At 71.2% G+C, this 25616-nt stretch carries 20 protein-coding genes; 11 read left to right on the forward strand and 9 right to left on the reverse strand.

All coding sequences use genetic code 11. The features are described 5' to 3' along the window. Nucleotides 1–16 precede the first annotated feature (16 nt). The 4 genes from TBR22_RS05745 to TBR22_RS05760 all read left to right on the forward strand — a co-directional run bounded on the left by TBR22_RS05745 (nt 17) and on the right by TBR22_RS05760 (nt 5571). A complete protein-coding gene (locus tag TBR22_RS05745) occupies nt 17–2407 on the forward strand; it encodes a heavy metal translocating P-type ATPase (RefSeq protein ID WP_239492004.1) in 2391 nt (796 codons plus the stop codon). A 7-nt stretch (nt 2408–2414) separates the two neighbouring features. Beyond that, nucleotides 2415–2696: a metal-sensitive transcriptional regulator gene (locus TBR22_RS05750; RefSeq protein ID WP_239492005.1), complete on the forward strand. Its 282-nt coding sequence runs from the start codon at nt 2415–2417 to the stop codon at nt 2694–2696. Between the two features lie 71 nt (nt 2697–2767). Continuing rightward, nucleotides 2768–5122, forward strand: a complete 2355-nt coding sequence (locus tag TBR22_RS05755) for a hypothetical protein (protein WP_239492006.1) — start codon at nt 2768–2770, stop codon at nt 5120–5122. Then, on the forward strand, nt 5119–5571 hold the full coding sequence (locus TBR22_RS05760) for a Crp/Fnr family transcriptional regulator (protein ID WP_239492007.1): 453 nt from the start codon (nt 5119–5121) through the stop codon (nt 5569–5571). The genes TBR22_RS05755 and TBR22_RS05760 overlap by 4 nt, the downstream gene beginning before the upstream one ends. Before the next feature lie 177 nt (nt 5572–5748). Here TBR22_RS05760 and TBR22_RS05765 read toward each other — a convergent pair whose 3' ends face one another. From TBR22_RS05765 to TBR22_RS05785, 5 genes are all read right to left on the reverse strand, one after another. Then, nucleotides 5749–5907: a hypothetical protein gene (locus TBR22_RS05765; protein ID WP_239492008.1), complete on the reverse strand. Its 159-nt coding sequence runs from the start codon at nt 5905–5907 to the stop codon at nt 5749–5751. Nucleotides 5908–5995: 88 nt separating this feature from the next. Next, on the reverse strand, nt 5996–8554 hold the full coding sequence (locus tag TBR22_RS05770) for a multicopper oxidase domain-containing protein (RefSeq protein ID WP_239492009.1): 2559 nt from the start codon (nt 8552–8554) through the stop codon (nt 5996–5998). A 154-nt stretch (nt 8555–8708) separates the two neighbouring features. Continuing rightward, nucleotides 8709–10112: an NTP/NDP exchange transporter gene (locus tag TBR22_RS05775; RefSeq protein WP_239492010.1), complete on the reverse strand. Its 1404-nt coding sequence runs from the start codon at nt 10110–10112 to the stop codon at nt 8709–8711. Nucleotides 10113–10169: 57 nt separating this feature from the next. After that, entirely contained in the window at nt 10170–10814 is a 645-nt protein-coding gene (locus TBR22_RS05780; RefSeq protein WP_239492011.1) for a BON domain-containing protein, read from the reverse strand. A 137-nt stretch (nt 10815–10951) separates the two neighbouring features. Continuing rightward, a complete protein-coding gene (locus TBR22_RS05785; RefSeq protein WP_239492012.1) occupies nt 10952–12253 on the reverse strand; it encodes a phosphatidylserine/phosphatidylglycerophosphate/cardiolipin synthase family protein in 1302 nt (433 codons plus the stop codon). Nucleotides 12254–12363: 110 nt separating this feature from the next. Between TBR22_RS05785 and TBR22_RS05790 the strand changes: the two genes are divergently transcribed. Beyond that, entirely contained in the window at nt 12364–13905 is a 1542-nt protein-coding gene (locus tag TBR22_RS05790; RefSeq protein WP_370651490.1) for a TldD/PmbA family protein, read from the forward strand. Then, entirely contained in the window at nt 13902–15251 is a 1350-nt protein-coding gene (locus TBR22_RS05795; RefSeq protein ID WP_239492014.1) for a TldD/PmbA family protein, read from the forward strand. Before TBR22_RS05790 ends, TBR22_RS05795 begins: the two co-directional genes overlap by 4 nt. A gap of 35 nt (nt 15252–15286) precedes the next feature. Here TBR22_RS05795 and mddA read toward each other — a convergent pair whose 3' ends face one another. Continuing rightward, complete coding sequence (mddA, locus tag TBR22_RS05800) at nt 15287–16129, reverse strand: methanethiol S-methyltransferase (RefSeq protein ID WP_239492015.1); 843 nt, start codon at nt 16127–16129, stop codon at nt 15287–15289. Nucleotides 16130–16280: 151 nt separating this feature from the next. On the opposite strand from mddA, the gene TBR22_RS05805 reads away from it, so the two are divergent. Both TBR22_RS05805 and TBR22_RS05810 read left to right on the forward strand, forming a co-directional pair. Continuing rightward, nucleotides 16281–16868 carry an ECF-type sigma factor gene (locus TBR22_RS05805; RefSeq protein ID WP_239492016.1) on the forward strand — a complete coding sequence of 196 codons (588 nt, stop codon included), beginning with the start codon at nt 16281–16283 and terminating at the stop codon, nt 16866–16868. Continuing rightward, complete coding sequence (locus tag TBR22_RS05810) at nt 16843–19338, forward strand: serine/threonine-protein kinase (protein ID WP_239492017.1); 2496 nt, start codon at nt 16843–16845, stop codon at nt 19336–19338. Before TBR22_RS05805 ends, TBR22_RS05810 begins: the two co-directional genes overlap by 26 nt. 85 nt (nt 19339–19423) lie before the next feature. On the opposite strand, the gene TBR22_RS05815 is transcribed toward TBR22_RS05810, so the two are convergent. Next, nucleotides 19424–20806, reverse strand: coding sequence for an alkaline phosphatase D family protein (locus tag TBR22_RS05815; RefSeq protein WP_239492018.1), 1383 nt, complete (start codon nt 20804–20806; stop codon nt 19424–19426). Here TBR22_RS05815 and cls point away from each other — a divergent pair. Next, nucleotides 20805–22244 (forward strand): cardiolipin synthase, encoded by a 1440-nt coding sequence (cls, locus tag TBR22_RS05820; RefSeq protein WP_239492019.1) that lies wholly within the window; start codon nt 20805–20807, stop codon nt 22242–22244. The genes TBR22_RS05815 and cls overlap by 2 nt on opposite strands. A gap of 69 nt (nt 22245–22313) precedes the next feature. Here cls and TBR22_RS05825 read toward each other — a convergent pair whose 3' ends face one another. Both TBR22_RS05825 and TBR22_RS05830 read right to left on the reverse strand, forming a co-directional pair. Then, nucleotides 22314–23447, reverse strand: a complete 1134-nt coding sequence (locus TBR22_RS05825; protein ID WP_239492020.1) for an alkene reductase — start codon at nt 23445–23447, stop codon at nt 22314–22316. Between the two features lie 85 nt (nt 23448–23532). After that, a complete protein-coding gene (locus tag TBR22_RS05830) occupies nt 23533–23979 on the reverse strand; it encodes a MarR family winged helix-turn-helix transcriptional regulator (RefSeq protein ID WP_239493477.1) in 447 nt (148 codons plus the stop codon). A gap of 140 nt (nt 23980–24119) precedes the next feature. Between TBR22_RS05830 and TBR22_RS05835 the strand changes: the two genes are divergently transcribed. Together TBR22_RS05835 and TBR22_RS05840 are read left to right on the forward strand one after the other, a co-directional pair. Then, the gene (locus TBR22_RS05835; RefSeq protein WP_239492021.1) at nt 24120–25469 is read left to right on the forward strand and encodes a hypothetical protein; all 1350 of its coding nucleotides are present in this window, start codon (nt 24120–24122) and stop codon (nt 25467–25469) included. Continuing rightward, the gene (locus TBR22_RS05840; protein ID WP_239492022.1) at nt 25466–25609 is read left to right on the forward strand and encodes a hypothetical protein; all 144 of its coding nucleotides are present in this window, start codon (nt 25466–25468) and stop codon (nt 25607–25609) included. The genes TBR22_RS05835 and TBR22_RS05840 overlap by 4 nt, the downstream gene beginning before the upstream one ends. Nucleotides 25610–25616 lie beyond the last annotated feature (7 nt).

Below are 25616 nucleotides of genomic sequence, written 5' to 3' on the forward strand. Positions count from 1 at the left end.
GCGCCAGCGGCCTGCGATGACCACCACACCTTCCGGGGCCCCGACGCCGCTCGCGGCGCTCTCGTCCGTGCAGATTCCCGTCGAGGGGATGACGTGCGCGGCGTGCCAGGCGCGCGTGCAGCGCGCGCTGACGCGCGTGCCGGGCGTGGCCGAGGCCAGCGTGAACCTGCTCGCGCACCGGGCGTCGGTGCGCTTCGACAGCACGAAGGTCGCGCCCGAGGCGCTCGTCGCGGCCATCCAGCGAACCGGCTACGAGGCGCGGCTCGAGGCGCCCGTGGTCGACCTCGTCGCCGAGCAGGAGGCGCGCGACGCCGCCGACGAGGCCGAGTACCGTGACCTCCGCCTCAAGGCCCTCGTCAGCGCTGCCGCCGGCGTCGTGGCGATGACCGCGTCGATGCCGCTCATGGCGCCGGCGGCTGGCGCCGCGCCGGGGCACTCCCCCTCGACGATCACCGACCCGCTCATGCGCTGGGTCATGACCACCTTGCACCCCGCGTTGGAGTCGATCGCTCCGTGGCTGTATGCGATCGACAGGCGTGCGCTGGCGTGGGCCCTGCTCCTGATGACGGCCGGGGTGATGGGCTGGGCCGGCCGCCACTTCTACGTCCGGGCCTGGCGCACGGGCCGGCACGGCGGCGCCGACATGAACACGCTGGTCGCCGTGGGCACGGGCGCGGCGTTCCTCTACTCGCTGGTCGCGACGATGGCGCCGGGCCTCTTCGTGCGACGTGGGTTGATGCCCGACGTGTACTTCGAGGCGGTGATCCTGATCATCGCGCTGATCCTGACGGGGCGGGCCTTCGAAGCCCGCGCCAAGCGGCGCACCTCGGGCGCGCTGCGGGCGCTCGTCGGCCTGCAGCCCCGCACTGCCCGGGTGGTGCGTGACGGCGTGGAGCAGGACGTGCCGGTGGAGGCGGTCGCGAGCGGCGACCTGGTGCGCGTGCGTCCCGGCGAGCGACTGCCGGTCGACGGGCGCGTCGAGGACGGCACGAGCAGCGTCGACGAATCGATGCTGACCGGCGAGTCGGTGCCCGTCTACAAGCAGGCGGGGGACGTCGTGATCGGCGGAACGGTCAACGGCACCGGGAGCCTCGTGTTCCGGGCGACCACGCTGGGGGCCTCGAGCGTGCTGGCGCAGATCGTCAGGCTGATGCGCGACGCGCAGGCGACGCGCGCGCCGATCCAGGACCTGGCCGATCGCATCAGCGCCGTGTTCGTGCCGGTGGTGATGGGCCTGGCGGCCCTGACGCTGCTCGCGTGGGGTCTGCTCGGCGGCGAGGGCGCGGTGGTCCGTGGCTTCGCAGCGGCCGTGACCGTGCTGATCATCGCGTGCCCCTGCGCGATGGGCCTCGCCGTGCCGACCGCAGTGATGGTCGCCACCGGCAAGGGCGCCGAACTCGGCATCCTCGTCAAGGGTGGCGATGCCTTGCAGCGCACCGGCGAGATCACCACCGTCGTCTTCGACAAGACGGGCACGCTCACCGAGGGGCGGCCGGTGGTGGCCCACGAGCGCTGGCTGGCGGGCATCGACGCGACGCAGGCCCTCGGCCTCGTCGCGTCGGTCGAACGCGCATCGGAGCATCCGCTCGCCAGCGCGATCGTCGCGCACGCGGCGACGCGCGGCGTCGAGTCGCCGGCCGCGGCCACGGCGTTCCGCGCCCATGCGGGGCGTGGCGCGCAGGCGACCGTGAACGGCCGGGACGTCGTCGTGGGCAGCGCGCGCCTGCTCGATGAACTCGGCATCGACGTCGGCGACCTCCGGCAGGCCGCGGGCGAGTGGGCCGCGCAGGGCGCCTCCATCGTGCTGGTGGCAATCGACGGCACGGCTGCCGGCGCGCTGGGCGTGGCCGATCCCCTCAAGCCTGGTGCGCCCGAGGCGGTGCGCCGGCTGCGCGAACTCGGCATCCGCGTGGTGCTGCTCAGCGGCGACACGCCGGCCACTGCCACGGCCATCGGGGCGGCCGCAGGGATCACCGAGGTCGTCGCGGGCGTCCTGCCCGAGGGCAAGGTCGCCGAGATCGGCCGTCGTCAGCAGGCCGGCGAGGTCGTGGCGATGGTGGGCGACGGCATCAACGACGGTCCGGCGCTGGCCCGGGCCGACGTCGGCATCGCGATGGGCACGGGGACGGACGTGGCGATGGCGGCCAGCGACGTGACGCTCGTGCGTGGCGACGTGGCGGGCGTCGCGCAAGTCATCACCCTCTCGCGGCGCACGTTGCAGACGATGCGCCAGAACCTGTTCTGGGCCTTCGTCTACAACGTCATCGGCATCCCGGTCGCGGCCGGCGTGCTCTACCCGGCCACGGGACTGCTGTTGAGCCCGGTCATCGCGAGCGCCGCCATGGCGTTCAGTTCCGTCAGCGTCGTCAGCAACAGCCTGCGCCTGCGGCAGGCGCGCATCCGCTGAGGTGTCCATGGAGTCGTCTTCATCGTCCTCGCCCGACGCCCGTGCGCGCATGCTCGCCCGGCTGCGGCGTATCGAGGGGCAGGTCCGCGGGCTGCAGCGGATGATCGAGGAGGAGCGGCCCTGCGCCGAGGTGCTCACGCAGGTGGCATCGGCTCAGGAGGCGCTGCGGGCCGTCGGCCGCGAAGTGCTGCGCCAGCACCTCCGCCGGTGCGCGGAGCGCAGCGCGCAGGGCGCCGACGCCCGCGCCTACGACGAACTCGTCGACCTCATGTACCGGCACATCCGGTAAGCGGCGAGGCAAGCGACGGGCGCCGACGCCTGTCGAGCTTCGTTTGCGCGGCGCGCCCCTATCATCGTTTGATGCACGCATCGAGCGTGTCGCTCGCCGTCCTGCACGGCCTCGTGATCGCCGCTTTCACCTGGGCGCGCATCGCGCGCGACGGAGCCCTGCTCAGTCGGGTGGCGGTGGAGTGGGTGCCGTGGCTCACCGTGCTCATCCTGGCCGTCACCGTCCTCGCGTCGCCGTTGGTCGCCTGGATGGCTCGTCAGGATCCGGCGCGGGCCTTCGTCCGACTGGCGGTGGCGACAGGGCTGTCGCTGGTGGCGTGGGAGTGGCTGCTGCGGCGGAGCGAGGCATGGAGCGCGCTCGTCCTCTACGTGTGGGTCGGCGCCTACGGTCCGGTCCTGGTCGCGCAGTTCTGGGTGCTGGTGCAGGCCCGACTCGATCCTCGGCAGGCGCGTCAACACATCGGCTGGATCGGCGCAGCGGGGATCGTCGGCGGCATCGTCGCCGGCCTCCTTGCGAGCGTCATGGCCAGCCGCGCCGGCCTTGGCGACCTCGTCGGGCTGACCGTGCTCGCGCACCTCGGTGCCGGCACCATCGCGATGGGCTGGCAGGGCGCCACGCCTGCCGCGGCGGCCCGCGTCGATGCCACGGCGCTGCGCGCGCGCACGCTGCTGCGTGAAGCCGGCTATGCGCGGCTGCTCGCGTTCGTCGTGGTCCTCGGGGCCCTGACGGGCGGGCTCGTCGACTACCAGTTCAAGCGGGCGCTCCAGCAACAGTCCACCGATGCGTCGGCGCTCGGCACCTGGCTCGGCGTGTACAACGTCGCCGTCGGCGCGCTGGCGCTGGTGGCGCAGCTGGCCACGCCGCTGTTGCTGGCGCGCTCGGGGGCACGGTTGGTCGCCTTCGTCCTTCCGTCGGGTGTGCTGGCGGGCGCCGTGGCGGGCGCTGCCTGGCCGGCCGCGCCCTGGCCGGCGGCGGGGACGCGCCTGTGGGAGCACGCGGCGCGCATCTCGCTGGGGCGTACCGCGCACGAGTTCTTCTTCCTGCCGTTCCAGGGACAGGCACGCGTCGTGATGAAGCACGCCGCCGAAGGCTTCCTGACCCGTGGTGGTGAAGTGCTCGCCTCGCTCGTGCTCGTCGGCCTGGCGGCCAGCGGGCGCGCCGATGGCTGGCATCTCGCGCTGGCCGTGGGGATCTCGGCCGGGGCGTGGCTCGTGCACGTCGGCTGGCTCGGCCGCGCCTACGGTCCGGCGCTGTCGCTGTCGCTGGATCAACTGCTCAGGCCGGGCCGCGCCGACACGCCGGCGCACGTCGATCGCGGCGTCACGGTGTCGGAACTCGTCGCGCTGCTCAGGAGCCCCGACTCCCGCCACGTCACCTTCGCCCTCGACGAGCTCGCGGCGATCGATCCGGAGCGCGCCAGGCACGTGGCACGGCCGCTGGTCACGCACGGCTCGCGGCACGTGCGGTTGCGGGCGCGTCGGGTGCTGATGCCTGCCCGGCCGGCGCGGACCAACGGCACCTCGTGGACCGGCGCCCAGGCCGCGCTCTCGGCGGCGCTGACGACCGGCGACCCGGCGCGCGCCGCGGCCGCCTGCGCCGAGGTGACCGCGGCGGTCGATCGCGCGGCGGTCCCGGTACTGCTCGGCCACCTCTCGGGCGCCACGCGGATGCTGGTGCGCGACACGCTCGTGACCCTCGGCGATGCCGTTGCCGGTAGCCTCGGCGACGCGCTGGTCGACGACCGCGTGCCGGCCCGCGTCAGGCGCGACCTCGCGCAGGTGCTCGCGCGCATCGCCTCGCCTGCCGCGTTGGCGCAGCTCACGCGCGTCCCCGAGGACGCTCCGCGCGCCCTGCGCGGGCTGGCGCTGCGGGGGCTGGATGCGGCGCGCAAGCGAGGGCTCGACGTGCCTGTCGACCCGGCCGCGGCGCGCGAGGCGTTGTCTGTCGACGTGCGGGACTTCGAGCGCCGCCGCCGGCATCGCGCGACGGCGGCGAGCGGATCCGGTCCGGAGTGGCAGTTGCTCGCGCGGGCCGTCGGCGAGGCAGCGCACCAGGCGCGCGAGCGCGTGTTCCGCCGCCTGGCGCTCCTCTATCCAGCGCGCGAGATGCTGCGCGCGCACCGCGGCCTGGCCAGCGACGACCCGCGCATCGCTGCCTTCGCGGTCGAGTACCTCGAGGCCACCCTGACGCCCGAGCACCGCGAGCAGGTGCTTCCGGTGCTGGTCACCCCGCCCGACGACGACCCGATGGCGCTCGACGCGCTGCTGCTCGAACTGCTGCGTGACGAGGATCCGTGGATTGCCGCCATCGCCGCCCACGCCTGCGGCGCACGGCGCGACCGCGCGCTTGCGCCGGCCCTGCAAGCCGTCGACGCCCGTGACCCCGTCCACGCCGAGGCGCTCGCCTGGGCGATGGGGCGCCTGTGACCACCGACGCCCGCCCGTCGCTCACCACCGTGGAGAAGGCGGCGCTGCTGCTGGAGGTCGACCTGTTCCACGACGTCCCGAGCGACGCGCTCGCCGAACTGGCCGCGCGGATGGAAGAGGGCTCGCACGCGCCCGGTGATGTCCTGCTCGAGCCCGGGGCGCCCGACGTGCGCCTGTGGGTGGTGCTCTCCGGGCGTGTCCGCGTCGGCCGCGAGGCGGATGGTGCGACCGAGCATGGCCCCGGCGCGGCGGTCGGCCTCCTCGCCCTGCTCGGCGTCGTCGACGACGAGTCGGTCATCGTCGACGAGCCATGCCGCACGCTGTCGGTCACGCCCGAGGACTACCTCGATGCCCTGGCCGACAACCCGGCGTTCGCGCTGGCCAATCTCAGGGCACTGGGGCGGCGCTTGCGCGCGAGCGAGGGGCGGCCCACTCGACCGCCCACGTGAGCCGGGCCAGCGCCCGTCTACGGCCTGCGCACCATCCGTATCGGCGGGATCCCCGGCCAGCGTAGCGAGAGGCCCACCGCGCCGGTGCCGTCGACCTCGAACTCCACCGCGCCGCCGGGCACCCCTACGGTTTGCGGATCAACGGAGGGCGCGAGGAAGCGGGTGGCAGTCGCGGAATCAGGGTGTGGCGCCGGCGTCGACCATGCGTCCGGCGACAGTGCGATGGTCGTTGGCGCTGGCGCGCGGCAGCTGCGCGCCGGCCGGCGCCGCCCACAGCAGGAGGAGCAGGCCGAGCACTGCGAAGCGACCGTTGAAGGAAACGTCAGGCACAGCCATGGAGCTCCAGTTGGCGAGGGGAAAAGGGTCGGCCGCCCCGCGCAATCGTGCGTGATGCGCTGGCGGCCCGCAGCCCCGGGGGGCGCGTCTATGGTTTGCGCACCATCTTGAACGGGGGCGCTCCCGGCGACCGGAACGAGATGGCCACCGCTCCCGTGGCATCGACCTCGAACTCCACGACCGCGCCGGGTTGGAACGAGGGTGCGAGGAACCGTGTCGCCCCGGCGGGGATCAGGGGGCGGCGTCGACCATTGGGGAAGACGAGTGTCAGGGCCTCACCCTGCCGTTCCGTGCTGACGAGGGCGAAGGTCCCACCCGGTGGCGCCCATGCGCCGGCCAGGCGGTCGAGGTCGTCTGCAGGCACCACGACGTCCGGCACATGGTCGAGGCGGCCGACGACGGTGTTGCCTTCCGAGATCTCCATCGCCGTGATGGCCCCGGCGGTCTCGACGAATCGCGCGCGACGCGCCTGGTCTGCCTCGACGATCACGCCGTCCTCGAAGCGCCCGTACGCGAACGTGTGGGCCCCGAGCGGCACGAGGTAGCGGATGTCGGGTTTCGGCGTCCCATCCGGCGACTCGTCCACGAACAACTGGCCGTCATTGAGGAAGACCCGTGCCTGGTCCGGCGCGGAGGCTCCTGCCCGGGCGGCTCCCCGGAACAGGCCCAGGTAGCGCTCGCGCGCGGCGGCATCGAGGTCCACCACGGGCAGCTCGGTGCCGCGGACGGCGGTTGTCATCGCGGCGTCGGTCACGTCGCCCACGGCGAAGGCGACGCGCTGGACCTGTGCGCCGCCCCACTCGGGGTAGAACTCCGTGCGCACCTCGAGGACGTACACGCCGGATTGCGTGGGCGTCCACTCCACGTCGCGCGTTTCGCCGACGCCCAGGTCGAACTTCGCCGTCTCGTCCACGCGCTGGTGGGCGGGCAGGTCGGCGCCGTCCTTGGCGCGGGCGCGCCACTGCACTTCCTTGCCGGCCTGCAGCAGCCGCACGGTCTTGACCTCGTCTTCGCTGATGTGGGCGAACCGCAGGCGCACGCTCTGTCCCGGAGCGAAGCGTTGCGGCGGCAGGTGCTCCTGGCCGTTGATGGCGGGCGGGGCGTTCCTCACCGCGCCACGCGACGCCAGCAGGAACAGGCGATCGCGCACCGGGTCGAACGTCTCGTTCGGGCCGAGCACGAGGAACCCGCCGTACAGGCCTTGCGACAGCTCGTGCCCGGGTTCGCCGTGCGTGTGGTACATGAACGTGCCCGCACGGGGCGGCGTGATCAGCACCGCCCGCGAGTCTCCCGGCGCGATCGGCGCGCGTGGGGACTCCGGCGTGCCGCTCCAGTCGCCGACGCCGTCGTACACGCTGCGCAATTCGAGCCCGTGCCAGTGCATCGAGAGCGGGAACGGCAGCCGGTTGTGCACGACGATCTGCGTGGGCTCGCCCTGGCGCAGCACCAGCGTGGTGCCGCTGCCGCGCGGCGCGTCTGCCGCCGGCACCGCGCCATCCTGGAGCTGGAACGCATGCTCGGGGCCTTCGCGGAACACGCCTGCGCGCGTGCTGGTCCAGACGTCCAGGCGGCGCGCCGGCGCGGGCTCGGCCACCACGTCGCCCGGCCGCGGGCGGACCGTGATCCCCAGGACCAGTCCGGCCATGTCATGGCTGGCGTGGGCGTGCCCGGCCGCCGCCTTGGCCGCGCGATCCTTCTCGAACAGCTGCGGCTCGCCCATGTGCCGGATCAGGTGGCAATGGAACAGCCAGTTGCCCTGTTCGGACGGCGACCACGTCATGCGCATCGTGGAGAACGACGCCGGCATGAGATCGGTCACGACCAACGGTCTGTCGGCCTGGGCGTAGACCGTCTCGCTGCCACCGTCGCCGCGGGCGTCGACGTTGAAGTAGAAGCCGTGCAGGTGCATCGGGTGGTAGATGCCCGACAGGTTGACGACGCGCCAGCGGACCGTGTCACCGACCGTGTAGGTGAGTCGCTCGGTGAAGGGCCAGGACAGGCCGTTCACCACGATCTTGCCGGAGGGGCCGCCCTCGCTTCCGGAGGACGAGATCACGAACACGCGCTCATCGCTCGGGGGAGGCGTGCCAGCAGGATCGACGATGAAGACGCCGTCGAGCACGGCGCCGTTCGGCCGCCCGGCGGGCGGGCCCTGGACGCTCGCCGTGTAGAACGACGTCAGCGCCTCGGTGGGCGTGAACTGGACCTCACGGCTCTCGCCGGGCGCGAGGCGGATGAAGGTGCCGCGCAGGAAGGCCGGCCCCGGGGGCGCCCCGTCGACGGGGGGGCCGGAGCGATCGCCGAGCCCGCGAATGGTGATCGGATGGTCGAGGGTGTTGCGGAGCGTGACGTGCACGGGCGTGCCGGCAGGGACGCGGATCATCGGGCCAGGCGCCATGGGCACGCCGCCCGGCTCGGCAAAGGCCGCCGCGGTCAGGACCGGGCCGTCCTCGCCGCGTGGCCGCCATTCGGCCTTCACTGCCTCGAGCGAGACGCGGAGTTCGCCGTCGACCATGCGTCCGGCGATGGTGCGATGGTCGTTGGCGCTGGCGCGCGGCAGTTGTGCGGTGGCAGGCGTCGCGACTGCCAGCAGCAGCACGCAGAGTACTTCGATGCGCCCGGGGAAGGAGGCGCCGGGAAAAGGCATGAGCCGCTCCGGTGGGGGAGTGCACGTCGCGACGGTCACGCCGACGTCGGCGCGCCGCCCGGATGTGGGAGGCGGCGATTATGGCAGAGTTTAGGCGCGCGTCGTGTGATTCTGACGCGACTGATCCTGGCAACCCTTAGGATCCTCAGGACTTTCAGAGGGCTGGCGCGTCGGCGGCGTGCGAGCGGGAGTTGGCCGTTTCGGCCGCTCGTGTCCGGCGACGATATTCCCTGACCAGCAGCCAGGCGACGCCGGACCAGGCCGCCACCACCACCAGCAGGGCGCCAGCGAAGCCCTGGCGGTCCAACGACATCCAGGTCGTGCCCGCGAGCACGAGGCCGGCGGCGAGCACGTCGCCGGCGCGCACCACGAACGTGTCGGCGCCCTGCTTGGCGGCGTACTTGTCGGCGCGGGTGGTCGGCAGCCACAGCATCTGCCGTCCCGTGTTCATCGCCGAGTAGTCGGTGGCGTTCTCCAGCGTCTTCATCCAGCGGAACACCGGGAAGCCGGCGCCAGCGAACACGAGTCCGTAAGTCAACAGCGACATCATCGGCAGGGCGAGCAGCACGCCCGCGATGCCGGCGACGCGCACGACACGCGAGACGAGCAGGCTCTGGATGGCGACCGTCACCACGTTGACCCAGAAGTAGTAGTCGCCGAAGAACCGCCCGATGCAGGCCTCGCGCGACGCGCCAGCGGCGCACGCGGGATCGACCTCCACGGCAGCGAGCACCGCGCGCCCGAGGATGTACTCGCCCGTCGTGTTGACGACGTTCAGCAGCAGCAGGAGGAGGCAGACCAGCCGCAGGTACGGGTCACGGGCCAGGCGTGCGAACCCGTCGCGGGGCGTCCCGTCGGGCGCGTCGCTGGCCGGGCGCGTCGTGCCGCCGCGGCCGGCATCCACGGCCAGGTAGCCGCCGAGCGAGAGCAGGAGCAGCGCCGCCGCCAGGTGCAGCAGCGACAGGGCCGGCACGCCGGCCTCGAACAGGCGCCCGGCGGTCCACGCGCCGATCGGGCTGCCGAGCGTCGCGCCGGCCGCGATCACCGGGAACAGCCGGGCGCCGCGCTCGGGCGTGTGCAGGTCGTTGGCGAACGACCAGAACTGCGCCACGACGGCGTTGTTGAACACGCCGACCCACACGAAGAAGGCGACGCCGAGCATCGGCGTGCCCATCGTGCCGAGCAGCCAGAAGATCTCGAGGTTGACGACGAAGAAGAGGGTGAGCGCGACCACGAGCGTCCGCCGCGAGACGCGGGCCGCGAGCCGGCTGTAGGCGGGCACGGCAGCCATCAGCACCACCGCCTGCAGCGCCGATGCGTAGGCCTTCACTTCCGCGCCGCCGGTGGCGAGGATCAGCGGTTCGCGCACGGTCTTGCACACGTAGTACCCGCAGAGGATGAGGAACAGCGTGCACAGCAGCAGCCCGGTCGCCGCGCCCTCGCCCTTCCGCACGTCGCCGAAGGGGCGGAGGAGGCGATCGGGAATCGCCGGAGCCGGGGTGTCCGGGGGCTCGGGCCAACGCGTGGCGTGGCGCAGCGCCGTGGTCGCGCGTCGCATGCGAGTGTGCCGCCGGAGGACGGGGCGGCTGGAACGCGCCCCGTCCGATGGCGGCTGTTACCGGCCGACCTGCAGGTTGTTGGTCACCCGGTAGCTGGGTGCCTTATCGGCGGCGATGCGTGCGGCGCGCGCCTTCTCGGCTGCCGTGCGCACGCGGCCGCGGAGGATGACCGTCCGCGTGCTGGCCTCGGTGTCGACGTCGATGTCGCTGGCGTCGATCGTCGTGTCGGCCATCAGCGCGCTCTTGATCTGCGCGGTCTGCTGTGCGGCGTCGCCGGTGCGCGCCGCCGACGCGGCGCTCTCGCGCGCCTCACGGCCGGCCTCGCGTGCCGCGCCGGCCGTGGCTGCCGCTCCCTCGCGCGCCATCTCGCCCGCCCGCGCCGCCCCTTCGCGCGTCGCCTCGCCGGCTTCCTGCATCCCCTCCCGGGTCGCGCGTGCCGTCTCCCGCGCGGCCTCGCGCGTCGCATCGGCGGTCTCGCGGGCGGCCTCGCGCGTCGCGTCGGCAGCCTGGTCGGCAGCCTGCGACACGTCACGTCCTGCCTCGCGCGCGGCTGCTGCCGATCGGTCTGCGGCCTGATCCGCCTTCTCTGCCGCGTGCTCCGCGTCGCGCTCCATGCCTTCGCGAGTGTTGCGGCAGCCCGCGCCCGCGACCAGCACCAGTCCCAGCACCACCGCCGTGCCCATCCATGTGTTGCGCCGCATCACGTCCTCCGTAGCATTTCCAAACATCCCGGAGCGTTTGTGCCTACCGGGTGTGCTCAGGTCCTCCCAGCAGCGCCCCCAACGGTGGAAGCCTGCCGGCTGTCGATGCTGGTGATTGCAAAGGGCCGACCACCCTTTCAGAAGAGCTCGGCGAACAGGCTCCAGAACTGTTCCTGCGCGCGGCGCCAGAGCCCGCGCCGTCGCCAGGTGGCGAGGTCGAGCATCGTGCTGCGGCCGAGGTCCCGTTCGAACGAGGCGTGGAGGCGCCCGGCGAGTCCGGCATCCTGCACGGCGACCACGAGTTCGTCGTTGAGCTCGAGTGATCGGTTGTCGAGGTTGGCCGTGCCGACCACCGACCACACGTCGTCGATGGTCATCGCCTTGACGTGCATCATCGTCGGGGCGAACTCGGCGATACGGACGCCCTGCGCCAGCAGCGTGTCGTAGTCGGCGCGGCTTGCCGCCTTCACCGGGCCCGCGTCGGTGTGCTCGCCGTCGGTGAGCACGCGCACGCGTACGCCCCGGCTCCTGGCCCGGGCCAGCGCCTGCTGCAGCGTGCTGTCGAGCACCACGTACGGCGACTGGATGTCGATCGTCCGGCGCGCCCCTGCGATCGACAGCAGGTACAGCAGCTTCACGTTGCTGGCGCCGCCGGAGAAGTTGCTCCAGGCCACCAGGGTGCGGGCCGGCGTGGGATCTGGCCGCTCGGCAGGTTCGGGATCGAGTCGTGGTGCTTCGGCGCCGCCCGACTCGATCCAGTTCTCGTAGAACGAGGCCTCGAGGGCCCGCACGGCCGGGCCGCGCACCCGGATCTGCATGTCACGCCAGTGATCCGGGTCCTGCGAATCGCCCTGCCAGTGGTCGGCCAGGCCCACGCCGCCCGTGAACGCGACGCTGCCGTCGACGACGAGCACCTTGCGATGCGTGCGGTAGTTCACGCGGTCGAGCGACCAGGCGCGCAGTTTGTTGAACCACACGACGCGGGCGCCGGCCGCCTCGAGCATGCGGACCGACTCGGCGGGCAGGTCGCTCGAGCCGTAGCCGTCGAGCACGATACGCACCTCGACGCCGCGCAGCGCCGCCGCGACGAACGCCTGCGTGAACCTCGAGCTGACCTGTCCGTCGGCGTAGATGAAGCTCTCGAAGCTGATCCGTCGCTTGGCGCTCGCGATGGCGTCGAGCATCGCCGGGAAGATGGCGTCGCCGTTCTCGAGGACGTCGAAGGACTCCCCGGTGGTCACCGGCGCGCCAATCAGGGATGCCACGTAGTCGGGGAAGTCGGGGTCGCTTGCCGCCACCGGACTGCGCACGTCGAGCGTGCGGGGATCCTGCAGCAGCCAGAGGAACGCCGCCACGCCGAGCGCCACCAGCCAGGGCCATCGGCGGCGACGGGTCCGGGCGGGCCCGAAGCGGGTGCGATCACGGGAAAGGAAATGCACGGCCGCAACTCATGCACGGCGCGTGCCCGCAATCCGTCGGCCATCGGCTGGGGTAGGATCGGCGACATCGCCGCCGTGCCCCGACCAGTCTCCTCGAGGTGCTCCACATGATCGATCGTCGACGATTCGTGCAGTCCGTCATGGCCGTCGGTGCGGCCTCCGCGGTGCGACCGCCGCTGCTCTGGGGACAGGGCGCCGACGCGCTCCGTGACCTGGCCGATGCGGCACTGGCGACCGCGCGCAAGGCCGGCGCCACCTACGCCGACATCCGCATCAACCGCTATCGCAACCAGTTCCTGTTCACCAGGGACCGGCGCGTCGACAACATCGTCGACACCGAGGACTACGGGTTCGGCGTGCGGGTCATCGTCGACGGCACGTGGGGCTTTGCCAGCAGCAGCCTGGTGTCCAAGGAGGAGATCGCGCGCATCGCCTCACAGGCGGTGGCGATCGCGAGGGCCAATCGCGCCATCAACGCCGAGCAGGTGCGCCTGGCACCGGTGCCGGCCTACGACGCGACGTGGAACACACCCGTGAAGCGGAACCCGTTCGACGTGCCGCTGCAGGCCAAGCTCGACCTGCTGCTGCAGGTGCACGAGGAGGCGCTCAAGGTGCCGGGCGCGAGCTTCGTGTCGGCGTCGATGCAGTTCGTCAACGAGCAGAAGTACTTTGCCTCGACCGAGGGCTCGCACATCGAGCAGTCGCTGATCCGGACCTATCCGTCGTTCAACGTGACGTCGGTCGACAAGACGACCGGCAGGTTCTACTCGCGTCGCGCCCTGACCTCGCCGATGGGCATGGGTTACGAGTACGTGGAGTCGTATCCGCTGCTGCAGGAGGCGCGGGTGGCGGCCGAGGAGGCCGTGGCGACCCACAAGGCCAAGCCGGCGCCGGCGGGCTCGAAGGCGTTGATCCTGCACCCGTCGAACCTGTGGCTCACGATTCACGAGTCGGTCGGTCACTCCACCGAGCTCGATCGCGCCCTGGGCTACGAGGCCAACCTCGCGGGCACCAGTTTCCTCACCACCGACAAGCTGGGCACCTTCACGTTCGGATCGCCGATCGTCAACCTCGTGGCCGACAAGACGCAGGAACACGGCATGGCCACCTGTGGCTACGACGACGATGGGGTCAAGACGACGCGCTGGCACCTGGTGAAGGACGGCACGTTCGTCGACTACCAGACCACGCGCGACCAGGCGGCGCTCATCGGTCAGTCGGCCTCGCACGGCTGCAGCTACGCCGACAGCTGGGGCTCGGTGCCTTTCCAGCGCATGCCCAATGTCTCGCTCGAGCCCGGCACCAGGGACCTGAGTGAAGCCGACATCATCGGCGCCACCGAGGACGGCGTCTACGTGAAGGGCGACGGCAGCTACAGCATCGACCACCAGCGGTACAACTTCCAGTTCAGCGGTCAGACGTTCTGGGAAGTGAAGAAGGGGAAAATCACGACGCAGTTGCGCGACCTCGCCTATCAGTCGAACACGCCGGAGTTCTGGAAGGCCTGCGACCTGCTGGGCGGCAGGTCGACCTATCAGCTCGGCGGCGCCTTCACCGACGGCAAGGGCCAGCCGATGCAGATCAACTCGGTCAGCCACGGGTGCCCGATCGCACGGTTCGCCGGCGTCACCATCCTCAACACGGGGCGATGAGCATGATCTGGACCAGGGAACAGGCCAAGGCCCTCACCGACCGCGTGCTGTCGCTGAGCAAGGCCGAGCAGACCTTCGTGGCAGTGAGCGGCAGCGATCGCGCCAACGTGCGCTTCGCGCGCAACACCGCCACTACCGCTGGCGCGACGTCGGGCGTGAGCCTGGCGATCACGTCGCGCTTCGGCAAGCGGTCGGGCACGGTCACCACCGCCCAGTTCGACGATGCGAGCCTGCAGCGGGCACTGCGAGCCGCGGAGGAGATCGCCAAGGTGTCGCCGGAGAATCCCGAGGCGATGCCGTTCCTCGGCGCGCAGACCTACTCGCCCGTGAACGCCTACTTCGACGACGTCGCGGCGGCGACCCCCGAGTGGCGCGCCTCGACGGTCGAGACGGCGATCGCGCGGAGCAAGCAGAAGGGCGTCGTGTCGGCGGGCTTCGTCGAGACGCAGATGGCCATGCAGGCGGTCGCGAGCTCGCAGGGGCTGTTCGCCTACGACCGGTTCACCGCTGCCGACTACAACCTCACGTCGCGCACGACCGACGGGTCGGGATCGGGATGGGCCTCGAAGTCCTTCAACCAGTTGCGCCTGCTCGACCCGGCCGCACTCGCCGAGGCTGCCATCGGCAAGGCGGCGATGGCCGCCAACCCCACGGGCATCGAGCCCGGCACCTACACGGTGGTGCTCGAGCCGGCGGCCGTTGCCGATCTGCTGGCCTTCATGCTCTTCTCGGCCGACGCGCGGCAGGCCGACGAGGGCCGCAGCGTCTTCTCGAAGAAGGGCGGCGGCAACCGGGTCGGCGAACAGATCCTCGGCGACAGCATCCGCATCTACTCGGACCCCTCGCATCCGCTCGCGCCCTCGCTCTGCTTCGACAACGAGGGGCTGCCGATCGCGCGGCAGTCGTGGGTCGAGAAGGGCGTGTTGCAGGACCTGTCGTACTCGCGGTTCTGGGCCCAGAAGATGGGCAAGAAGCCGACGGCCGGCCCGGCCAACGTGATCATGGACGGCGGCTCGTCCACCATGGCCGACCTCATCGCCGGCACCGACCGCGGGTTGCTCGTCACGCGGTTCTGGTACGTCAGGCCCCTGGACCCACAGTCGCTGCTGCTCACGGGCCTGACGCGCGACGGCCTGTTCCTGATCGAGAAGGGAGAGGTCACCCGTCCGGTGCGGAACATGCGGTGGAACGAGAGCCCCATCGTCGCGCTGAACAACGTCGAGGCGATGACGCCGGCCGAGCGCGCCGTGAGCGGCGAAGGCATCGGCGGGGCGGGCCTGGCACTGGTGTGCCCGGCCGCCCGCATCAAGGAGTTCAGGTTCACGAGCGCGTCGGACGCCGTGTAGTGCCTGCGGCGCAGGTCGCCACAGGCGCAGGCGTGTCAGAAGGCGGCAGTGGCGTCGTTGGCGTGCGCCTTCCGGCGTTCCCGGATGGCCGCCTCGGTCGCCGAGGGTCCGGGCGTCGCCGCTCCGCCGGCTGTCGGCATGGTGGCGCGTGACGTGCGCCCTGGCACGATCATCGGCACGCGGGATCGATACGCCTGGTAGGTCTCGCCGTGCTCGGCGATCAGGTCCCGCTCCTCGAACTGGATCGCCACCAGGATGTATGCCGTCGTCACGGCCGCGAAGAACAGGTGCGTGGCCGTCATGGTCGGCGTCATCCAGAACGCCAGCAGGAAGCCGAGGTACAGCGGGTGACGCACCATCCGGTAGGGGCCGGGCATGGTGAAGGGGACGCGCGTGTAGGGCGTACCCCGGAACGCCAGCCAGACCTGCCGCAGGCCGAACAGGTCGAAGTGATTGATCAGGAAGGTCACCACGAGCACGAGGCCCCACCCCGAGGCGAAGCCCGTCCACAGCGCGGCTCTTCCTGCGGGATCTTCCACCTCCCACACGCGTCCGCCGAGCGGCTGCCACTGCCAGAAGAGCAACTGCAGGGCCAGGCTGGCGCAGGCCACGTACGTGGACCGCTCGATCTCCCTGGGGATGAACCGGGTCAACCACGCCTTGAACCAGGGGCGCGCCATGACGCTGTGCTGCACGGCGAACACCGACAGCAGGCACAGGTCGATCGCCAGCGCCAGCCCGAGCGGCTGGCCGGGCTCGCCGTCGATCTGCCTGGGGACCACGAAGCCGCCGACGAAGGCGATGGCGTGGAGGAACGTGACGAAGAACAACAGGTATGCCAGCACACCGTACACGAGGACTGCGGAACGCTTGACCATGTGAACCCTCCACATGGACTGATCGCGAACCGCAGCTCGAAGGCGACAACGCGCCCGGGCAGGTCGCGACCGGTGCATTTCATCCCCGCTGCCTGGCTGGCGCCGACTCGCCAGCGTTCGGTTTGCCTGCGCGGGTTCGTTGCGGCTTGTGATGGATGTCGCAGTCGCCACCCCAGCCAGCGGACACGACGGGCGTGTCGCCGACGACCTGTTCAGCTCGCTGTACCAGGAGCTGCACCGGCTCGCGCGGCGGGAGGTGCATCGTCGGGGCGCGCTCGGTGGCCTCGGGGTGACCACCCTGCTGCACGAGGCTTACCTCGCCATGTCGTCGCGCGAGGGGGCGACCTTCGTCGATCACGCACGCTTCATGGGCTATGCCGCACGGGTGATGCGTGGCCTGATCGTCGACGACATCCGCCGTCGACGCGCGCTCAAGCACGGCGGCGACGTCCACATCACCGCGCTCGACACCTCGTATGGCGCGAGCCTGGCCGGCCCGGCCGACATCGTGCGCCTCGGCGATGCGCTCGACGAGCTCGCGTCGATCGACCCGCTGCTCGCCGAGGTGGTGGAACTGAAGTTCTTCTGCGGCTTCTCCTTCGTCGAGATCGCCGCGATGCGGGGCGTGTCGGAGCGGACCATCCAGCGCGCCTGGGAGAAGGGGCGGCTCTTCCTCCACAGCGCCCTCGTCAGCGGGGAGCCGGGAGCAGGCGATGCGCAGGCCGCCGCTGACGCCTGATCGCTGGCGCGCGCTCAGCCCCTACCTGGATGAGGCGCTCGACGTCGAGCCGGGCGCCCGCGAGGCCTGGCTCTCGTCGATGGCCCTCGACACCCGCATGGCGCAGGACCTGCGCAGTCTCCTTGAGGAGCACCAGGCCGCCGAGGCAGGCGGCTTCCTCGGCGGCGTGGCCATCGACGGATCACGGCTCTCGCCGTCGGCGGCGACGCCCGGCCAGGTCGTCGGCGCCTACCGCCTCGTCTCGCCGATCGGCGAGGGCGGCAGCGGGATGGTGTGGCGAGCCGAACGCTGCGATGGGCGCTTCGAGGGCGAGGCGGCCGTCAAGCTGCTGAACCTCTCGCTGGTCGGTCGATCCGGCGAGGAACGCTTCCGCCGGGAAGCCACGATCCTCGCGCGGCTCCGTCATCCCGGCATCGCGCACCTCATCGATGCGGGCGTGACCGACGGCGGGCAGCCCTATCTGGTGCTGGAACTTGTCGAGGGCGAGCCGATCGACAGCTACGCCGATGCGCGCGCGCTGTCGGTCGAGCAGCGCCTCACGCTGTTCCTCGACGTGCTCGATGCCGTCGCCCACGCGCACGCCAAGCTGGTCGTCCACCGTGACATCAAGCCCGCCAACGTCCTGGTGAGCGGCGGCGGCGAGGTCAAGCTCCTCGACTTCGGGATCGCCCAACTGGTCACGGCGGGCACGCAACTCGACGCATCGGCCGACACCGACGTCGGCGTGCTCACCCGCGAGATCCGGCGGGCTCTCACGCCGGTGTATGCCGCCCCCGAGCAGATCGCCGGCGGGCAGGTGACGACGGCCACCGACGTGTACGCCCTCGGCGGCCTCCTCTACGTGTTGCTCGCGGGCCGGCACCCGGTGGCTCACGCCGCCGGGCGTTCGCCGCAGGCGCTGATCCGCGCCGTCCTCGAGGACACGCCCCCACTGCTGTCCGAGGCCGTGGTGGATGGCACGGTCGCGCCAGACGTGCTCGAGGTGCATGCCGCGCGGCTCGGCGCCACGCCGGCCCGGCTCCGTCGCACGCTCCGGGGGGACCTCGACGCCATCGTCGCGCGAGCGCTGGCCCGGCAGCCTGGCGATCGGTATGCCTCGGTGACCGCGTTGGCCGACGACATCCGCCGCGTGCTTCGCCACGAGCCGGTCGCTGCGCGCCGGGACCGCGCGGGGTACCGACTGGCGCGCTTCGCCCGCCGCCACGTCACCGGTCTGCTGGCCGCCACGACCGTGGTGGCGATGGCCGCGAGCTTCACGGCGTTCCACGCGGTCCGTCTCGCGACGGAACGCGACCGGGCGCAGCGTGCCTCCGAGAAGGCCGTCAAGGTGAGCGAGGTGCTGATGTCCTTGCTCACCAGCGCCGATCCCTACGCCATCCGGGAGACGCCGGGCGAGCCCACGGCCGTGTCCGTGCTCGACGTCAGCGCGGCCCGCATCGAGAAGGAGCTGGCGGGTGACCCGGCCCTGCGCGCCGAGATGCTGACGCTGATGGGGCGCACCTACCGCCGGCTGGCGATGTACGGCAAGGGGCAGCGGCTGCTCGAGGAAGCGCTCGGCGATGCGCGAAAGGCGTTCGGCCCCACCAGTGTGCCCGTCGCCACGGCGCTGAACGACCTCGGGGTGCTGCTCGTGGATCAGGGCAGGCACGTCGAGGGACTGAGGCGGCTCGAGGAGGCGCTGGCGATGCGTCGGGCGCTCCTCGGCGGGATGCATCCCGACCTGGCGATCACGCTGGTCGAGCTCGGGCGGGTCTACCAGGACCACGGACTCGGCGCCCGTGCGGCCTCCCTGCATCGTGAGGCGCTGGCGATTCGCCGCTCGGCGCTCGGCGAGGGGCACCGCGAGACGGCCGTGAGCCTCAACGATCTCGGCTCGGTGCTCCGCCTCGAGGGTGACCTCGTCGGCGCCGATGCCGCGCTGCAACAGGCGTTGGCCATCAACGTCCGGACGCGCGGTCCGCAGCATCCGAACACCGCGGTCACCATGCACGACCGGGCCCTCGTGGCGATGTCGCGCCAGGACTGGCGGGCAGCCGAACCCCTGCTCCGCGAGGCACTGGCCATCCAGCAACGAACGGTCGGGGCGAGCCACCCGACCATCGCCGCAACCCTCAATACGCTGTCGAAGCTCGAGGCGGCGCTCGGCCACCAGCGCCAGGCCGTGGCCGCCGTCCGGCAGGCCAGGGAGATCGTCGAGCGCGCGTTCGGGCGCGACCATCAGCTCGTCGCGATCTACTCGCTGAACGAGGCCGCGCTCCTTGTCGCCGCAGGCCACGCCGCCGAGGCCGAGCCCCTCGTGCGAGAGGGCTTGCGCGTGCGCGCGCTGTCGCCGGACATGGTGCCGGCCCGTCGAAGGACCCTCGCCGCCGACGACTGGGACGTGGCCGAGGCGCGTGCGATGCTCGCCGAGATCCTCCGCGCGCTCGGCCGCGCCAGGGAAGCCGCCGCGCTGTCACGCGCGGTCTCCTGACAGGGGGACCCGGGCGACGCGCCCGTCGCGCCAGGCAGCTCGCCGGCCCGGCGCCCTGCAGCGGACTGCCGACGTCGCCGCGACATCACCGCGGCTGGCAGCCGTCCTTGTCGCAGCGCAGCTTCAACTCCAGGCCGGGCACCAGTTGGCCGTACGCGTCGCGGGCGCTGGCGGTGACCTCGAGCGCCGTACCGGTGTCGGCCACGTCGAGCAGGCCGAACTGGTGGTTGCGCCTCGAGACGCCGTGACTGTAGGGGCCGCCCTTGACCCGCGTCCACCGATCCAGCGGCGCGCCGTGCACGACGACGAAGCCGCGGCTGTCCTTCGTGCGGCCTTCCATGTAGGCGCTGTTGCGCCCGTCGTCGAGCGCCGCCATGTGGCCATCGCCACTGAGCATGATGAGGCGGCGCGTCAGGCCGAGCGACTCGATGAGCGTGGCGAGGCGTTCGCGTTCCTCGGCGTAGGGCGCCCAGCCCTCCGACGTCGATTCGTTGGCCTTGGTGATCCAGGGCACGGTGTTGACCCAGATGACCAGCGGCGCGTCCTTGGCGCGCGTCAGCTCGGCTTCGAGCCAGCGACGCTGCGCGTCGCCGAGCATCGTGCGCGGCTGCGGGCTGTCGACCGGGGCGCGCGCCGTGCGCGTGTCGGTGACGATGACGCGCGCGCGTCCGATGCCGAACGCCTGCTGGATGGTCTCCGCGCCTGGCTGCAGCGGATAGTGAGGGACGTGATCGCGGTACACCGACGTGGCTGCCGGTCGGCTCGGCGACGTGCCGTCGGCATTGTTGGCGCCGAAGTCGTGGTCGTCGTACTGGTAGACGATCGGCACCGCCCGGTAGAGCGCCGACTGGCGCGGCGAGTCGAGCACGCGATCGTAGGCCCGCCGGAACGCCCGGGCATCGTTGCGGGCGATGTTCAGGTAGTGGAAGTCGCCCATGTGCACGAAGAGATCCGGCGTCAGCTCACGGATAGCGTCGAACACGCGACTGTTGGAACCGGTGGTGGCGCACGAGGCGAAGGCGATGCGGAAGGAGAACGGGCCGTCGAACCACGTGCGCAGCCGCCCGTCGAGCCGCTGCCCGGCGCGCGTCTCCACGCGGTAGCGGTAGCGCGTCGCGGGTGACAGCCGTCCGGCCTCGAACCGGACGAGGCCGTTGGCGTCGGCCTTCTGATAACCCGTCGCCGGCACCGTCAACGCGTCGGACTCGCCGCCGGCGCGGTCCGGGGCGATCACGAGGCGCGCATCGGCGACGCCGTTCGCGAGCCGGGCGACGATGACGGCCGACTCGGGCGTGATGGCGCCACTCCAGGCCCACGCGATGCCCATCGATTGCGCCGAGAGCGGCGCCGGCCTGGCGACGGCGAGCCACCCCAGCACCAGGCTCAACAGCATCACCCAGGCCGCGGCCAGCCCGTGGGCGCGCGCTTGCGCGGCACGGGCACTTGGGACAGGCTGCAGGGCAGCCATGCCGGCAGAACTCTCGTGGGCGCTGTACGTGCTGTACCTCGCCGCGGCAACCGTGTTCCTGGTGCTCGAGAATCGGTCACCGCAATCGACGTTTGCGTGGCTGTTCCTCATGGTCCTCGCGCCGGGCGTGGGGCCCGTCGTCTACTTCATGTTCGGCCGGGGTTCGAACGCGTTCAGCCACCGGAAGGCGCTGCGTCGTCAACTCGGGCGCAGCGGGCTGTCCAAGGAACTCGCCGCCGTGCGGGACGCCCAGGCGGAAGTGCGCGACGCGCTGTCCGAGAGCGAGATCGAGATCTACAACCGGCTGCCGCAACTGCTCTGGAACTCGACCGAGGCGCCCGTCACGATGGGCAACGAGGTCGAGATCCTCCAGAACGCCAGCGAGAAGTATCCCAGACTCCTCGACGATCTGCGACGCGCGCGCCACCTCGTCCACATGGAGTACTACGAGTGGGCCGACGACCCGCTGACGCGGGAAGTCCTGGAGATCCTGCGCGAGCGTGTCCGGGCGGGCGTCACCGTGCGGGCCCTGTACGACCCGGTCGGCAGCTTCTCCATGCTCACGCGCGGCTACGTGCGCGACCTGCGCGCGGCTGGCGTGCAGGTCTACCCGTATTCCCCGATCTGGCGCCTGCACACCATCAGCTACCGCAACCACCGCAAGCTGGTGATCATCGACAGCGAGATCGGCTACACCGGTGGCCTCAACCTCACCGACAAGCACCTGACGGGGCCGAAGGGATTCTCCGGCTGGCGCGACACTCACGTGCGTGTGTGCGGCGACGCGGTCGCGACGCTGCAGTACACCTTCGCGCTGCAGTGGTTCAACACGACGGGCGAGTTGCTGGGCGACCCGGCACTGTATCCGCGCGGCCGCCGCCCGGGCGCCGTGCCGATCCAGGTGGTCAATTCAGGGCCGGACTCGCAGTACTCGGTGATTCGCCAGCAGTATCTGGCGATGATCTCGATGGCCCGCGATCACGTCTACCTGCAGTCACCCTTCTGCGTGCTCGACGAGAGCGTGCTGCAGGTGCTGTGTGCCACGGCCATGTCCGGCGTGCGCGTGTGGGTGATGATCGCGCCGCGCGGCGGCGAGGGGCCGCTGGCCTACCGGGCCGGCATGACCTACGCGCGGGACCTGGCCAAGGCGGGCGTGCGCGTGTTGCTGTACCAGGGCGCCTACTTCCACTGCAAGACCATTGCGGTGGACTCGGTGGCGTGCTCGATCGGATCGGCCAACATGGACATCCGCAGCTTCACCATCAACTACGAGACCAACCTGGTCATCTACGACCGGGAGGTCACCCGGAGGCTCGAGACCGCGTTCCTGGCCGACATCCGGCAGAGCGAACCCTTCTCGGCCGAGGCGTACCAGCGGCTGCCGCCCTACCGGCGCCTCGGGGACTCGGTGATGCGGCTGTTCTCGCCGCTGTTGTAGAAAAGGAAGACCAGGAGCAGAAGGGCAGAAGAGCCGAAGGCAGAGCGGTTCGACTCTCCTGCCGTGCTGTCACGCGCCCGCGCCGACGCCAATCACCTCGTCGAGCGACAGGCGCACGCTGCCGTCGCGGAAGGGATAGTCGACGTATCCGCGCGCGTCGCCGCCATAGAAGGTGCCGCGATCAGGCGTGTTGAGGGGCGCGCCGACCCGCGTCCGTTCCACGAAGTCGGGCGTGGCCAGGAACGGCACGCCAAAGGCGACCAGGTTCGCATCGCCGCGCGCGAGCACCCGCTCGGCGTCGTCGACGGTGTAGCCCGAGTTGGCGATCAGCACACCGGGAAACGCCGCGCGTGCAATCGCGGTCAGCGGCCGCGGTGCGGCGGGGTCGTCGCTGGCAGGCCCTTCGACCACGTGCAGGTACATGACGCCGCGTCCTGCCAGTTGCGAGGCCACGTACCGGGTCAGGCCCTCGGGGTCGCTGTCGCTCATGCTGTTGAACGGGTTGGCCGGCGAGATGCGCACGCCGACGCGCTCGGCGCCGATCGCCGCCGACGTGGCGTCGACGATCTCCAGCAGGAAGCGGGCGCGGTTCTCGAGCGACCCGCCGTACGCATCGGTGCGGCGGTTGCTGCCGTCGCGCAGGAACTGATCCACCAGGTAGCCGTTGGCCGCGTGGATCTCGACGCCGTCGAAGCCGGCGGCGATGGCGTTGCGCGCCGCCGTGGCGAAGTCGGCGACGATGTCGGCAATCTCTCCGGTCTCGAGCGCGCGCGGCACGGGGAACGGCTTCGGCCCCTCGTAGGTGATCACCTCGCCCTCGGCGGCAATGGCCGAGGCGCTCACCGGCGTCGACCCGTCGGGCCGCATGGTCGGATGCGAGATCCGTCCCGTGTGCCAGAGCTGCACGACGATGGCCCCGCCGGCCGCGTGGACGGCGTCGGTCACGTGGCGCCAGCCCGCAATCTGCTCGTCGCTGTAGATGCCGGGCGTGAACACGTAGCCGGCGGCCGAGTCGGACACCTGGGTCGCCTCGGTGATCACGAGACCGGCCGAGGCGCGCTGCGCGTAGTAAAGGGCGGCCTGCGGCCCGGGGGCAAGCGAGGGGAGGGCGCGATTGCGTGTCATCGGCGCCATCACGAAACGCTGCGGGAGAGCGAGACGGCCGACGGTGGCGGGCGAGAACAGGGTGCTGTGCGTGGACATTGGAGCCTTCCTTCTGAATCGACTGTGGTAAACGGTCTATTGTTGGATCGTGCAGTAATGAACTATTTGAGAAAAAAAAGAGGCGTCACGCCTCCTGGTGCGCCTCGCAGGTGACGAAGCGCTGGACCAACTGCATCATCAGCGAGCGTTCCTGGTCGCCCAGCCCACGGAGGAAACGCTCCTCCTCGGCCCGGAGGACGTCCTCGGCGCGGGCCACGGCCACCCTCCCGGCCGCCGTGCATTCGGCGAGCACCGCCCGGCGGTCCTGCGGGTCATCCACCCGCCGCACCAGCCCGTCGGCTTCGAGCCGATCGGTGAGCTGCGTCATGTTGGAGCGGACGCATTTCTGCCGCTGCGCAATCGCACTGAGCGGCATCGGGCGCTGTTCGCGCACCAGCACGCGCAGGACCCCGAACTTGGCCAGCGACAACTGCAGTGGCGCGAGTGCCTGCTCGAGCCTGGACTCGAGCGTCCGTGCCGCGTCGATGAGGGCGGTCGAGACCGGGCACGGATGATCGCTGCCACACGGCATATTGTTCACGGGTGAATTATCCATGACCGACCGGGCGTGGTCAAGCCCCAAAATCGCAGGTCCTTTCCTGCGTCGGCGTCGATGCTCTTCCGCCCGAGACCGAGCACCCGCTGCCGGGCATCGCGAACCGCTCCCCCTGTGTGCGCACCGGGTGTTGGCCGTCCAACGACCGTGGACAGCTTCTTGCAAATGACCGCCACGCACCGTTCGCGTGTGATGTCGATGCAGGCGACTCCCTGCGAGTTCGGCAGCACTCATACGCGCGGCGTCTCGGACCGATTCGTACAAAAAACATCGCGCGGGGAAAAAATTGCACGCCACAGCAACTGCCGAGCAGGCAGGGGGGCAGAGCCAACGTGGGTAGCATCATCAAGTCGCAGCCGGCGCTATGGGAGGCCGCCGACAGCGGCGAGAACAGTGAGCGGACGAGCACCCGCGCACTCCTCGGCGGGTTGACTCAGGTCACGCCGTTGGGCGCGTTCGTCTGTGTCACGGTCGTCCTCCTCGGGGTGGTGGCATTCCTCACGCTCGCGACACCCAGGGTTCTCGGGCGGCTGGGTCGCACGGGACTGGCAGCGCACTCGGGCGACTACGACGCGATCGTCACGGCTGACCTGCACGCCTACCTCGCCGCGCCGGGTTCGGAGTTGACCCTCGTCCTGTTCGGCGGCTCGACGATGCGGGCCAGTTTCCTCGAAGCTGACGTCGTGCATGCACTCCACCAACAGGGCCGATCGGCGCGCCTGCTGAAGCTGTGCACCAGCACGCAAAGTCTCTGGGAGACGCTGGCGCTGGCCGAGCACCTGCCGGCCCGGATGCGGGGTGTCGCCGCCGTCGGGGTCGGGCCATCGCTGTTCTCGAAGGGACCTGAGTTGTTCGGGGAGTTGGCCGCCGTCCCGCGGCTGGGCCTCCGATCGGCGGTGCTCGATCAAGCGCTGGAGTCCAGGGGGCATCGAGTGGGGCCTCGCACGGGCGTGTACGCGATCGACAATGCGGCATTCCTCGTCGCGCGCCGCCAGGCTCTCGCGTCGCGCCTGCTCGGCCTGTCGCCGGTGCCGTACGTCGACAGTCGATACACGGGCGAGACAAAGCCGCTGACCCCGGCGGCCTGGCGCAAGATCGGCGCGCGCGTCGCCCGGCGCTACGACGTCATGGATGCCAACTGGGCCGGGAATGCCGTCGTCCTCACGCGCATCGTCCGGACGCTGGAGGCGCGCGGGCTGCGCGTCCTCCTGGTCGAGACGCCCGTCAATCCCAGGTTCGAGGACGAGTTCGCCACGACCGCGACCGCGGCGCGGCACCGTGGTCGTGTCGAAGCGCTTGCCGGTGACCTCGGGGTGCCGTACCTCCACCTGGTCAGCGCGGCAAGGCTCGAGCCGGACGATTTCCACGACTGGGCGCACCTTCGTGCGCGCCATGCCGCTCGGCGCTGCGCGGACGAACTGGCTGCGCGGGTCCGCGCCCTGCTCGGGGAAAGGCACGAGGCATGACGCGCGAACCGTCGGTCTGGGCGTTCCGCATCGGTGCAGTGGTGCAGGGCCTGGTGGTCGGCGCCCTCGTGCTGCTGGCGTTGACCGAACTCCTGTCGTCCCGCCTCGGTGGACACGTGTTCCGGTACCAGGGCTTCTGAGCCCGCC

The organism is Luteitalea sp. TBR-22 (genome assembly GCF_016865485.1).
GTDB lineage: Bacteria > Acidobacteriota > Vicinamibacteria > Vicinamibacterales > Vicinamibacteraceae > Luteitalea.